11 protein-coding genes and 1 other RNA gene are annotated in these 12,911 nt (G+C 40.7%); all 12 read left to right on the top strand.

The window, feature by feature from the left end:
- Positions 1-55: 55 nt before the first annotated feature.
- The 12 genes from rnpB (at position 56) to murC (ending at position 12,911) form a co-directional block, all read left to right on the top strand.
- An RNA gene (rnpB, locus tag RBH88_RS06035) (RNase P RNA component class A) lies at positions 56-394 on the top strand.
- 139 nt (positions 395-533) lie between these two features.
- Complete coding sequence (gene mraZ / locus RBH88_RS06030; protein WP_213692059.1) at positions 534-959, top strand: division/cell wall cluster transcriptional repressor MraZ; 426 nt, start codon at positions 534-536, stop codon at positions 957-959.
- Positions 959-1,876, top strand: coding sequence for a 16S rRNA (cytosine(1402)-N(4))-methyltransferase RsmH (gene rsmH, locus RBH88_RS06025; protein WP_213695289.1), 918 nt, complete (start codon positions 959-961; stop codon positions 1,874-1,876). Before mraZ ends, rsmH begins: the two co-directional genes overlap by 1 nt.
- A 17-nt stretch (positions 1,877-1,893) precedes the next feature.
- A complete protein-coding gene (locus RBH88_RS06020; protein WP_307879445.1) occupies positions 1,894-2,310 on the top strand; it encodes a hypothetical protein in 417 nt (138 codons plus the stop codon).
- A 43-nt stretch (positions 2,311-2,353) separates the two neighbouring features.
- Positions 2,354-4,012 (top strand): penicillin-binding protein 2, encoded by a 1,659-nt coding sequence (locus tag RBH88_RS06015; protein WP_213695291.1) that lies wholly within the window; start codon positions 2,354-2,356, stop codon positions 4,010-4,012.
- Positions 4,013-4,048: 36 nt separating this feature from the next.
- Positions 4,049-5,551 (top strand): UDP-N-acetylmuramoyl-L-alanyl-D-glutamate--2,6-diaminopimelate ligase, encoded by a 1,503-nt coding sequence (locus RBH88_RS06010; protein ID WP_307879444.1) that lies wholly within the window; start codon positions 4,049-4,051, stop codon positions 5,549-5,551.
- 1 nt (position 5,552) lies between these two features.
- Positions 5,553-6,959, top strand: a complete 1,407-nt coding sequence (gene murF / locus RBH88_RS06005) for a UDP-N-acetylmuramoyl-tripeptide--D-alanyl-D-alanine ligase (protein WP_213699182.1) — start codon at positions 5,553-5,555, stop codon at positions 6,957-6,959.
- Positions 6,959-7,903, top strand: coding sequence for a phospho-N-acetylmuramoyl-pentapeptide-transferase (mraY, locus tag RBH88_RS06000; RefSeq protein ID WP_213701525.1), 945 nt, complete (start codon positions 6,959-6,961; stop codon positions 7,901-7,903). Before murF ends, mraY begins: the two co-directional genes overlap by 1 nt.
- 39 nt (positions 7,904-7,942) lie before the next feature.
- Positions 7,943-9,316: a UDP-N-acetylmuramoyl-L-alanine--D-glutamate ligase gene (murD, locus tag RBH88_RS05995; protein ID WP_213695294.1), complete on the top strand. Its 1,374-nt coding sequence runs from the start codon at positions 7,943-7,945 to the stop codon at positions 9,314-9,316.
- Positions 9,313-10,413, top strand: coding sequence for an FtsW/RodA/SpoVE family cell cycle protein (locus RBH88_RS05990; RefSeq protein WP_213695295.1), 1,101 nt, complete (start codon positions 9,313-9,315; stop codon positions 10,411-10,413). The genes murD and RBH88_RS05990 overlap by 4 nt, the downstream gene beginning before the upstream one ends.
- Positions 10,410-11,495: a glycosyltransferase gene (locus RBH88_RS05985; RefSeq protein ID WP_213701510.1), complete on the top strand. Its 1,086-nt coding sequence runs from the start codon at positions 10,410-10,412 to the stop codon at positions 11,493-11,495. Before RBH88_RS05990 ends, RBH88_RS05985 begins: the two co-directional genes overlap by 4 nt.
- Positions 11,496-11,504: 9 nt before the next feature.
- Complete coding sequence (gene murC / locus RBH88_RS05980; RefSeq protein ID WP_213701526.1) at positions 11,505-12,911, top strand: UDP-N-acetylmuramate--L-alanine ligase; 1,407 nt, start codon at positions 11,505-11,507, stop codon at positions 12,909-12,911.

Raw genomic sequence — 12,911 nt, 5'->3', positions numbered from 1 at the left:
CATAAACAGCATTCAAATAACAAAAAGAAGAAAAACATGCTAAAATAAGCCTTAAGGAGTATTTTAAATGGTCGCTATACTTTTATAGTGTAGAGGAAAGTCCGGGCTCCATAGGGCAAGGGCGCTGGATAACGTCCAGTTGGTGCAAACCAAAGGAAAGTGCCACAGAGAGATACCGCTTCTTTTTGAAGTAAGGGTGAAAAGGTGGGGTAAGAGCCCACCAGGTATCAGGCAACTGATATGCTTGGCAAACCCCGCCCGGAGCAAGACCGAATAGAGAGGGATGAGGCTGCCCGCTGACCTCTGGGTACGGTCGCTTGAGAAAAACCGCGAGGTTTTTACTAGATAAATGACCATTTTTCATACAGAACCCGGCTTATAAAGTGCTCCTTATTATTATAGTTTGATGAAAAATAAGCCCATAGAACCATTAAAAAGAGATTTTTATGGTTCTATGGGCTTATTTGTTATTTAGAAAGGGTGATAATGTGGGATAAAGTGGTAGAAAATGTCATAAAGTGGGAGGAATCCCCATGTTGGTGGGAACCTATGAACACAAGGTCGACTCAAAAGGTAGAACAGTTCTTCCTGCTAAATTCCGGCAGGAACTCGGCCAATGTGTGGTTGCCACTATAGGTATTGATCAGTGTGTATCTATTTATCCCATGTCAAATTGGTCAAGAGTTCTCGAAAAGTTGCAAGAACTTCCTTTCTCAAAAAGCAAATCGAGAGGACTTATGCGTGTAATGTTAGCAAGTGCCCACGAGCTTCCTATCGATAGTGCAGGCCGAATACTTATCCCACAGCTGCTTCGTGATCATGCATCTCTACAATCAGACGCTCTTTTTGTCGGAGTAAGTGATCATATAGAGTTATGGGATAAAGAACTTTGGAACACTTATAGCTTGCAGATCATGGAAGAGTTACCAGCAATAGCAGAAGAAATAGAGGGATTCTGATGATAGAGCATATTCCTGTTATGGTGAATGAAGTTATTGAAAAACTTAAAAATATAGAAGAACCGCACATTATTGTTGATGCTACGTTAGGGTTAGGTGGTTATGCCGAAGAGATATTAAAGGAATTTGCTGACGTTCAATTAATTGGTATCGACAGAGACAGAGAAGCACTTTCTTTGGCAAGGAAGAGACTAGAGCCTTTTTCTCACAGAGTTTCTACTCATAGATGCTCCTTTAGCTCTTTATCTACAGTGCTTATGGAAGAAAAAGTGAGGCCGGATGGAGTGGTTTTTGATCTTGGCGTTTCTAATTTGCAAATTAGCGTTCCTGAGCGTGGTTTTTCTTTTCAGAATGACGGCCCACTTGATATGAGGATGGAGGGCGTGCAGGAAGAAAGGGTGCTTTCTGCTGCTCATATTATTAATACTTTCTCAGAAAAAGATCTTGCAGATATCTTTTGGAAGTACGGAGAGGAGCGTTATTCAAGGCGTATCGCTTCTGGTATAGCTAGATTTCGGGATAAAAATGGACCAATAGAACGAACATTTCAACTCGTTGATGCTATCAGAGCTTCTTTACCAGCACCGGTGCAAAGAAAAATGGGTGGACATCCTGCACGTAAGGTCTTTCAGGCGTTGAGAATTTATGTGAACGATGAATTGCATGAATTAGAAGAGGGCCTTTCATCTGCTATAGATAATATTGCTCCAGGAGGAGTTATTGTCGTAGTCAGTTATCATTCTTTAGAAGACCGCATCGTTAAATACGCCATGAGAGAGTGGGCTAGTTCAGGTTTGGGAATACTTTTAAACCGCAGACCCTTAAAACCTACCGATGAAGAAGTTGAGAGAAATTACAAAGCGAGAAGTGCAAAGTTGCGAGCGTTCCAAAAAGTAGAGAAGGAGAGTTCTATTTAGGGGGAGGTGGACAGATCGTGTACGATACTCAAGCGTGTCAGCAGTTTTGTGAGTCGAGACGAAAAGTAAGTCCTTACTTTGTTTCTTTCATGTTCGTTATGGTTTTTTCTTTTGTGGGATTAGGCGTTTTAAGGCTTTATGCTACTCGTCTCGAAGGCCGTCTTCATGATATTAACCTTCAAATAGAAAATTATGAGATGCAAGAAGTGGATATGCGTCGTGATCTTTCCTCTCTTACGTCTCCAGAAGCTATCTATGGATATTCGCAGCAACATCTTGGCATGGTTGCAAATAATAAAACGGAACAAGTGCTTGTTGCCATGACTAATCCTCTACACGGACAGGCGATAAATGTTGCTTTTTCCCCTTCGCATAGAGGGCGTTTAGACTTTCTTTTTTCGCTATTCTCTTCACAAGCTACAGCGAAAGAGTAATTTAATTATACGAAAGTTTGGATAATAGCATGGACATAACGCGATGAAAAAAAACTTTTTTAAAGGACCTTGGCCTTGGGTTTTTCTGTTATTTATTGTTGTAATTATTCGTCTTTTTTATGTACATTGTTTACCTGATAAAAGAGTTGTACGCCAAGCTCAAAGACAATATTGGAGTGAAATACCGGTAAGTACAACTCGTGGCTCTATTGTCGATACACAAGGGAACCCCTTAGCATTGTCAGTGCCTGCTTACAGTTTCTTTATCGATCCTGCCTTCTGGGCCCCTTCTAACGCACAGGCACTAAAAAAACATCTTCCAACTAGCGTAATAAAAAAAATATCTTCACCTCTATCTGGACGCTTTCATTGGGTAGCAAGAAAGGTAAACCAGCAAGAAGCAGATGCTATGAGTGCTTTGAATTTGCCTGGCCTTTACAGAATTCAAGAAAAGAAGCGTATTTATCCACAAAATGTTCTTCTATCTCACGTTTTAGGCTTTTGCGATATTGATGATAAAGGCCTTAGTGGAACAGAATTTGTTTGGGATCAGTTTTTATACTCACCTCCAGGAATTCGATTTTTTATTAAAGATGCTTCTGGTCAGGCAATAGATGTGACAACAACACTATCGGACCTTGACAAAATAGAGCATAAGGGAAAGGTTTGCCTGACAGTCGACATGCGAATTCAATATGTAGTTGAACGTCGTTTGGAAGAGACAGTGAATATGCATAAAGCACGATGGGGAGCTGCTCTTTGTATGAATCCTCAAACAGGTGAAATATTAGCAATGGCAAGCGTCCCTAGCTTTAACCCTAACAACAGAAAGGACCTTCTTGATACCAAAAAACTTTTTAACAGTGTTATAGGTAGGGTCTATGAGCCTGGCTCGACTCTTAAGCCTGTTATAGTGGCGATTGCTCTTGAAAAGGGAGTAACTTATCCTTCTGAAATATTTAAAACTCCTCACAGAATCAAAGTAGCAGACGGTTCAATTTCTGAAGCAGGATATCATAATTGGGGAAAACTTTCTTTAGGGGATATCGTGGTAAAATCTTCAAATGTCGGAATGGCGCAGCTAGGGTTACGCATTCCTCCTTTTAATATGTATAACAGTCTTAGAGAGTGGGGATTTGGTCAACCTATAGGTGTAGAACTTAATGGCGTTGAATCTGGCCTTTTACCATCGCCGGAACAATGGAGGGGAGTTGTGCCTGCTAATATAGCGATAGGGCAGGGAATAGGTATGACTCCTTTGCATCTTTTAACTGCGACAAGTGCTATCGTAAATGGTGGAGACCTTTTGCGCCCATACATTGTTGCAGAAGTAACAGATAGCAAGGGGCGAGTTATATATAAGGGGCAAAAAGAGGTTATTCGGACGGTAGTTAGCCCTTCCATTGCAGCATGGGTAAGAAAAGTAATGAGGGATGTTGTTATTAATGGAACAGGCAAAAGGGCAGATACACAGGTGACGACATTGGCTGGAAAAACAGGTACAGCGCAGGTAGCGGAAAAAGGAGTTTATGCAAAAAATAAATGGGTGGCTTCCTTTATTGGATTCTGGCCCTATGAATCTCCTCAATACGCTATGCTCGTAGTTATAGGAGAGCCATCAAAAGGACGTTATTATGGTGGAGATGTAGCCGGCCCACTTTTTAAATCTATTGTTGAAGATATGGCTTTACTTAATCTATAGGAACTAGAATGAGTACGAAAGAGAGGCAGTATGTCCATGTCGAATTTGCAGCTTGTCCTTGAGACGTTAAAAGAAAAAAAACTTTTGAAAGAAACTCATAATGTGTCAGATTCGTCAGTTGCTCTGCACGATGTATTTAATAAAGGGCAAGAATGTAAGGATGGCAGCCTTTTCTGTTGCATTAGAGGAGAAAAACATGATGGACACCAATATGCTGCAGATGCAGTACAAAGAGGTGCAGTTGCTTTACTTTGTGAATATCCCTTACCTTTATCAGTTCCTCAGATTATCGTGGAAGATGCTCGCTGGGCAATGGGATATGCAGCGGCAGCTGTCTATGGATTCCCCTCAAGGAAAATCTCTCTTTATGGCATAACAGGGACCAATGGTAAAAGTACATCCTCATATATGGTCCGTAGTATTTTAGAAACGGCGGGAGAAAAGTGCGGGCTTATCGGAACAATTCTATATTCAGATGGTAAAAGAGATCTTGAAGCAGACAGAACAACGCCAGAAAGTTGTGAAATACAACGTCTTCTTTCACGTATGGTAAAAAATGGATGTACAAGTGTTGTTATGGAGGCTTCTTCTCATGGGGCTATTCAGGGACGTTTGAACGGATGTCTTTTTAAGAGCTTGCTTTTTACCAATTTAACCCCAGAACATCTTGATTATCATAAAGATATGGAGCATTATTTCGCTGCAAAGAAAAAAATTTTTGATGAATATGTCATAGACGATTGGTGTGCAGCTATAAATATAGACGATAAATACGGAGAGACTTTGTTTTCAGCATTCCAAGAACGGTGTCTTTCTTTTGGTCTTAATGAAAATAAATGTCATGATATTACTCTCAACTCTTTTGAAATGTCTCTTTCTGGAATACATATGAATGTAACTTTTCCTAACGATGAACATATAGCTTTGGGCTTGCCCCTTACGGGGCGCTTCAACATATATAATGCTTTAGGTGCTATTACTATGTGCTATAAAATGGGATTTGCTCCTGATGTTATACAAAAGGGATTGGAAACAATGCCCCAAGTTCCAGGGCGATTGGAAAAGTACTTTTTTAGCAATAAAGTTTGTGGAGTTGTCGATTATGCCCATACGCCAGATGCTTTGGAAAACGTACTCTCTACATTAAGAGAGGTATGTCAGGGAAAGATCATTTCTGTCTTTGGACATGGAGGAGAAAGATACAGTGCCAATAGGCCTCTCTTAGGACAGGTTGCAGCACGTTTTGCAGATGTTATTATTGTAACGATGGATAATCCTCGAAGTGAAGACCCGTCACAAATAGCTGAAGAAATAGAAGCGGGAATTACGAATGTACCCACAAATCCACCTCATTATCGAATTCTTGACCGTAATGAGGCTGTGCGTACAGCTCTTTCCATGGCTAAAGCGGGAGATGTTGTCGTAATTACTGGGAAAGGACCTGAACGTTTTATACTTATGCATGATCAAAAAATAGAATATAGCGATTCAAAAGCTATTCAGCAATGGGCTTTAGATGTGGGATTGAGGTGGAATTAGATTGAAATGGTTGCTATGGAAAGTTTCTGATTTGGCAGAGTCTATAGGCGTTTCATGGTGGGGGGACGACTTAAATTTGCCTGATCTTTTTTGTGTTGATAGCAGAGAGGTTTGTCCTGGTTCTGCCTTTGTAGCTATTCGAGGAAATAATCAAGATGGTCATGATTATATACAAGATGCCTTTAAACGAGGGGCAGTTCTTGTTATAGCAGAAAAGGATCGTTTCTCAAAAAATAATCTCAAAGAAGGGCAAGCCCTTATTGAGGTGGAAAATACAACAACAGATTTGGCTCGAATGGCACAGGCGTATCTTTCAGCCTGTTCGCCTGATGAAGTTGTAGCGATAACTGGAAGTGTCGGCAAAACGACAACAAGGGAGCTTCTTAAAAAATGTTTTGAGGGGGCTCCTTTAGTTTATGGAGCAGAAAAGAGTTTTAATACTCTTATAGGATGTTCTCTCACAATTTTAGGCATGCCTGCGGGCACGTCTGTCCTTATCCTCGAAATGGGGACAAACAAACCTGGCGAAATAGAAGAAATGGTACGTTATTTTCCTCCTACAAGGGCTATTATTACTGAGGCTACATCCGCACATCTTGAAGGACTCGGTTCAATAGATGGGGTTATATCTGCGAAAATGGAGATTGCGAAAACGCCAGCTTTGAAAACTCTTATTTACAATGCTGATAACGATAAGCTCGCACATGCTGTTTCTCTTTTTTCAGGGAAGTATCGAAAAATTGGAGTAGGACTTCAAAGGGGTGAAGTTAGAGTTTTAGAAACAACTTTTGACCTCGTTGAGAATTTGCCTCGCTTAAAAACAACGATATCCACTATAGATGGTCATGTAAGTGATATATATAGCGGCTTATGGGGATCGCATAATTCCTTACTCATTGCTTTTGCTTTCGCTGTCTATCTTGAAATGGGATACCCTCGGGAAGAGGCTATAAAAAATTTGGAGACGATGAGTTCTCTTCCTGGACGAGGATGCGTATTTGCAACTCATAGGGGTGCTCTTATTATTGATGATGCTTATAATGCGAATCCATTATCAATGAAGGCTTCTCTTTCTACTTTTGCTTCTCTCGCAGTTGTGGGACGAAAGATAGCTGTGCTTGGAAGCATGAAAGAACTAGGGCTTGACGAAGATCAATTGCACGAAGAAGTGCTGCGAGAGACGTCTTTTCTTGATGCTCTCTTTCTTATCGGAGAGGAATGGCGTTGGGGATGGGAAAAATTACCAGAAATTTTGAGGAATAAGATCGTACTTCTATCTGCTATTCAGCCCTTTGCCAAGGAACTGGCTCAAATGATTGGGAAAGGTGACGCTGTTTTGCTCAAAGGGTCTCATATCCACAACCTTGAAAAAGTTGTATTGATTCTTATGGAGGAAACAGAGTCGTGATGTCGCTATTTCTCTTTGTCATTATTTTGATAAGTAGTGTTATTTTGGAAAAGGATTGGATTCAACGGTCTAGACGTTGGCATATGACACAGGTTCAAAAAGAGTATGGACCTCAACTTCATGTCGAAACGAAAGGAAAAACACCTTCAATGGGTGGCGTTATGTTTCCTGTTGCTTCTTTAATAGCTATAGTTCTTATGACTTTTATGGGCTGGGGTACATTGGGAAATCTTTTAAAACTCTGGGTATTGCCTTGGGGTGCAGCTTTAATTGGTTTTGCTGATGACTGGCTTAAATTTAAAAGTCGATCAAGTGAAGGCCTTTCGAGCCTTTCTAAACTTGCAGCACAAATATTACTTGTTATCCCATGGTCTGCGTTGATTGTTTTAAAGCATGGTATCTTTCTTTGGCCTGGAATGGAGCTCTCTTGGTGGCTTGCTGTTCCATTATTAGCTTTTATAACTATAGGAATGCTTAATGCCGTAAATGTAACAGATGGTCTTGATGGCTTGGCTATCGGAGCAACTATTATCTCCATTATCGCCTTTTTGGTATGGATTTCAGGCGATAATTTGGTGCGTGGGTGTGCTTTAGCAACTCTTGCCATGTGTGTTGCTTTTCTTTGGTATAATGCCAACCCGGCATCTGTTTTTATGGGGGATGTAGGATCACATTTTCTTGCGGGTATTCTTGTAAGTCTTTGTGTATTTAGTAATTTTCTTATAGCCATTGTCCCCTTGGGATTTTTATTTGGTATAGAAATTCTTTCTGTATCCATACAACTTATTGCTATCCATAAGTTTAAGAGAAAAGTTTTCAGAATGAGCCCTTTACATCATCATTTCGAACTTTTGGGATGGAGCGAGAATCAGATTGTTACGCGCTTTTGGCTAATACATAGTATAGGTGCAGTTATATTGATTAGTTTAATCTCTTTGTTATAGATAGAAATTTTCATTGATTAGGTGAAAGAAGGCACAACGATGACAGAGAATATTCAGCCTGTTGAGGGAAAAAATATAACAATTCTTGGTGCTGGAGTGAGCGGAAAGGGACTAGCTCAATTGGCTAAAACTCTTGGCGCGAATGTTTTTGTTACAGAAAAAAAGGATTCACTTCCATTTGGAAGCGAAGAAGAGTTTAAAAGACAGGGAATTCAATGGGAAGTCGGTAAAAATAGTCCCCGAGCCTTGGAAGCAGATTGTATTGTTGTAAGTTCTGGTGTTTCACCAGAAGTTCCGATATTGAAGGAGGCTCGGCAACGTAATATTCCTATCATCGGCGAAATAGATTTTGTGGCGCCACATATTAGAGGGAAAATAATAGGTGTTACGGGAAGTAATGGCAAAAGCACGGTAACAATGCTTTCGGGACATCTCTTGAATAAATATGGTTATAAAACGGCTGTGGCTGGAAATATTGGGAACCCTCTTTCTTTGTATACGAATCAAGATTGGGACTTTGTTGTTGTTGAATTGAGCAGTTTCCAGCTGTATTGGGCTCACCTTTTAAAAAGCCACGTTGCTATTGTTACTAATCTTGCGCCGGATCATATTGATTGGCATGGTTCCTACGAGAAATATATTGAGGCGAAATCAAATCTACTTCATTTACAGAATGCAGGGTGTTGGGCTGTTGTACAGAATAGAGATATTAAGGCTCTTAATGTTCAAAATAGATTGAGTGTTGCTTCTTTATATTGGTATAAAGAAACACCTGTCTTCGAAACAAACGCTTTTATCAGAATGGAAGAAAAGGGTGCCTGGCTTTCTTATGAAAAAGAACAATTACTTTTCGAATATAAAGATGTGCCTCTTATAGGACGACACAATTTAGAAAATGTTGCAATGACAGTTTCTGCTCTTTCTCTTGGCGGGGTAGTTTGTGAGAAAATTCCTGACCAGCTTGTTGATTTTGTCCCTTTGCCTCATAGATGCACTTTTGTTGCAGAGATAAATAGCGTTAGATATATTGATGATTCGAAAGGGACAAATGTTGCAGCAAGCTCAACTGCGCTAGCCTCAATACATGGATCTAAAGTTGTTATTCTTGGAGGACAAGGTAAAGGAGAGGATTATGCACCTCTCGCAGAAGTAGTTAAAAAAGAAGCACGAGTTGCCATAGTGCTTGGAGCAGAAAAAAGAGCGATTGTTTCTGCTTTGGAGAACATTGGTTTTACACAGTGTGTTGAGGTGGAATCAATGGAAGATGCAGTTAAAAGGGCAATGGAGCTAGCTCGTCCCGGAGAGACTGTACTTCTTTCTCCGGCTTGCACAAGTTGGGATATGTACCCGAGTTATAAGAAACGGGGTGAACATTTCCAGCACCTTGTCAAAGCGTATGGAGGATTGTTGTGATCGAAAAAATACCACGCGTAGATCCTCTTTTATGGATCATTCCCCTTGTCCTTAATTGTTTAGGGCTGGTGATGATCGTTTCTCTCACTTCTCAGGAGTCTATGGAAGTGTGGGGATCTCCATTTATTATTGGTTTTAAGCAAGTCCAATGGAGCTTTCTTGGGCTATGTGCCATGTTTACCATGTATTTATTACCGATAAGTGTTTGGAAAAGGATGAGCGCCCCTCTTTGGATTTTAGCTTTTTTTCTTTGCTTTTTAACGCTCATTCCAGGACTAGGGATTGAGGCAGGTGGGGCGAAGCGATGGGTAAGTGTGGGACCTGTTCAGTTTCAGCCCATAGAACTGTTGTCGTTCGCTACAGTTATTCATTTGTCCAAATGTCTATCACGCTCGGAAGAGACGGCTTCTCGGAAATTTTGGTTTATAACTATGGCTATGATTGCTTTTTCTGCGCTTCCGTTGGTTATGCAGCCTGATATAGGCGGCATGCTTCTATTATCAATTATTTGCATGGGAGTGCATGTAGAAAGTCAGGGATGGGGATATCCTCTTATTGTCGGAACAGGGGGGCTGGCACTTCTTTTCCCCGTCATTATAAAAGAAAGTTATCGTTTCCGTAGATATGTTGCATTTTTAGATCCATGGAAAGAACCTTTAGATAGTGGATTTCAGGTTATACAGGGGCTTGTAGCTTTCGCTAATGGAGGGCTTATTGGTGTAGGTGTTGGGAAAGGACTACAAAAAATGAACTATCTTCCTGCTGCTCATACGGACTATATTTTTGCGGCAATAGGGGAAGAATTTGGCTTTATAGGAACGTTTCTAGTTGTTTTTCTTTTTGCGTTCTGGACGTGGAGATGTTATAGAGTCTATAGAAATACTTCTGACTTTTTTATGAGAACGCTTCTATGGGGGCTTGTAATTTCTGTCTTGTTGCCCTTTTTTATTAATGTCGGCGGTGTAACGAAGTTGATGCCATTAACCGGTATGCCGTTGCCATTTGTGAGCTATGGGGGAAGTTCCTTGCTCATGATGTGGGTGCGAGCAGGCCTTATTGTTCGCATAACGAAAGAGATAGTAGGTGTACAGTCATGAAAAAAGCAGTTTTTGTGGCAGGAGGAACAGGCGGACATATTTTCCCAGCTGTTTCATTAGGTAATTGGATGAAAGAAAATATCGATAACCCTGTCGATATTACGTATATATGTGGATCAAGACTTTTGGAAAGAGAAATATATAAAGGTTGCGGGATAACTCCTGAAATTTTGCCGGTTGAAGGTTCTCCTCTTGGAATATTAAAGATGAGAAAAATCATTCATCGCACGTTGAGCCTTTTTTCGGCCTTTTTTAAGATGTTGCGTTTTTTGAGAAAAGATCGGCCGGATGTGTGTGTTCTTTTTGGAGGATATGTTTCTTTTCCTCCGATGTTAGCATGTTTGCTTTGCAAAGTTCCTGTAATAATTCATGAACAAAATTCTATAGCTGGTAAAGTGACACGAATAGCGAAAAAGCTTGGAATTCCAATCCTTGCGGGATGGACAGAGTGCTATCCTCTGGGAAAAAGTAAATTTAATCACGTGGGAATTCCAATTCGAAGATTTAAAATAGTTGACCGTGAGGAAGCTTGGAGTAAACTAGATACAGGGGTAGCTTTTCCGAAAGGCCCTATCGTTGGTGTATTAAGTGGATCTCTTACAAGTACCCCTCTCTTTCAAACAATATGTGAATTAGCAAAAGAGTCTGATCTTAACGATGTAACTTTTCTTGTCGTAGGCGGTAAGGGACGTTGCTTTGGAACAGATACCATTGTGGCAGTTGAAAGACAGTGGGATATGTCTATAATCTATTCGGTTGTAGATACTGTCATAGCGAGAGCAGGGGCATCTACCCTTGCGGAATTAATGGTTCTCGGTGTTCCTTCTCTTATCGTTCCGTGGCGTGGCGCTTCTGATGGCCACCAAGAGAGGAATGCAGCCTTATTTGAACAAATGACTGGAAATATTGTGTGGGATGAACATGCGTCCAAGCATGAACTTAAACAACATCTCATAGACTGTATAACAAAAGCTCACGATTGCATGAGGCTTAACGGGAGACGACCAGATAGTTATGAGAGTAACAGCAGTAAAAGGATCTGGGACGTTTTAATCTCGTTGACGCGAAGGGAGAGTCTGTAATTGGACTTAATGATAACAAATCTGAAAGGTATTAATCGAATTCATCTCATGGGGATAGGCGGAGCTGGTATGAGCGGACTCGCCCTCTTGCTGAAAGATCTTGGGTACGATGTAAGCGGGTGCGATATGAACTGGACATCCTATGTCGATAAAGTTATTCGAGATAATATCGGTTTTATGCTCCGTCATGGGAAAGAACATTTAGACGAGTTTTCTCCCGATCTTGTTATCTATAGCAGCGCAATTCCAGAAGATAATGAAGAGCTTGTTGAGGCACGAAATAGAGGAATTCGTACAGCTAAAAGAGGCGAAGTTCTGAGTTGGATTTTTGATGCTCAGTATGGAATAGGAATAGCAGGGACCCATGGAAAAACAACTACTTCTTCCATGATTGCTCTTATATTAGAACAGTCAGGGTTAAGCCCGACGTTGGCTATTGGAGGAGAGCTTTGTGACATTGGGGTAAATGCGAAACTGGGAGAAGGCCCTTATATGGTAGCAGAGCTTGATGAAAGTGATGGATCTTTTGAAGGTTTTCACCCTAATATAGCGGTTTTAACAAATGCCGATTGGGATCATGTCAATCACTATCCTACCTTTGAGAGTGTAATAGAGGCCTTTGGTAGATTTTTAGTCAACCCTAAAGATGATGGTGTTGTTGTCCTCTGTGGAGAGGATGTTGGGTTGTCACGAATTTTGGACCAAAACCATCTTAAAAATGACGTGATAACATATGGATGGGGCAACGCTTGGGATTGGGGTGCATATAACGTAGAACATGTTCCAGGTGGTGGCGTTTCTTTTTCTGTTACCAAAAATGGTAAATTTGTCGATGAGGTAGAGTTATCTGTATCGGGAGATCACAATATTATGAATGCCTTGGCTGCTTGTGTTGTCGCAGATCGTCTTGAAGTTCCATTCCCGATGATAAAAAAGACATTAAAAACGTTTAGAGGTGCTAAACGTCGTTTGCAATATATAGGTTCTGCTAATGGACTTGATGTTTACGATGATTATGGGCATCATCCTCGTGAAGTGGCTGCAACTCTCAATGCCTTGTCGCAGATGTTTCCAGATAGACGACTTAATATCGTTTTTCAACCCCACCGCTTTACTCGAACAGCTGCAATGTATAAGCAATTTGCAGAAGTCCTTTCTCAAACAGACAGACTCTTTTTACTTCCTGTCTATCCTGCAGATGAGGAACCTCTTGAAGGCGTAGATTCTAATCTTATTTATTCGGAATTACAACTTAGAGAATATAAAAACTGTGTTCTCTGTTCGGATATGTATGATGCAGTGGCTTTATTGAAAGAATCAACACATGAAGGAGATGTTGTCGTAACTGTTGGAGCTGGAGATGTTCCAGCAGTAGGAGAAATGTTGCTAGAGGAACTTGAGAAGCGAGTGGTTTAA

Source organism: Aminobacterium sp. MB27-C1, from assembly GCF_030908405.1.
Lineage (GTDB): Bacteria > Synergistota > Synergistia > Synergistales > Aminobacteriaceae > Aminobacterium.
Note: the sequence above shows the minus strand (reverse complement) of the source record. Positions and strands in the feature narration are given on the sequence as shown.

What these genes read in the sequence shown, in the direction of transcription:
- mraZ (WP_213692059.1), top strand. Translation starts at nt 534, where the DNA reads ATGTTGGTGGGAACCTATGAACACAAGGTCGACTCAAAAGGTAGAACA.
- rsmH (WP_213695289.1), top strand. Translation starts at nt 959, where the DNA reads ATGATAGAGCATATTCCTGTTATGGTGAATGAAGTTATTGAAAAACTT.
- RBH88_RS06015 (WP_213695291.1), top strand. Translation starts at nt 2,354, where the DNA reads ATGAAAAAAAACTTTTTTAAAGGACCTTGGCCTTGGGTTTTTCTGTTA.
- RBH88_RS06010 (WP_307879444.1), top strand. Translation starts at nt 4,049, where the DNA reads ATGTCGAATTTGCAGCTTGTCCTTGAGACGTTAAAAGAAAAAAAACTT.
- mraY (WP_213701525.1), top strand. Translation starts at nt 6,959, where the DNA reads ATGTCGCTATTTCTCTTTGTCATTATTTTGATAAGTAGTGTTATTTTG.
- murD (WP_213695294.1), top strand. Translation starts at nt 7,943, where the DNA reads ATGACAGAGAATATTCAGCCTGTTGAGGGAAAAAATATAACAATTCTT.
- RBH88_RS05985 (WP_213701510.1), top strand. Translation starts at nt 10,410, where the DNA reads ATGAAAAAAGCAGTTTTTGTGGCAGGAGGAACAGGCGGACATATTTTC.
- murC (WP_213701526.1), top strand. Translation starts at nt 11,505, where the DNA reads ATGATAACAAATCTGAAAGGTATTAATCGAATTCATCTCATGGGGATA.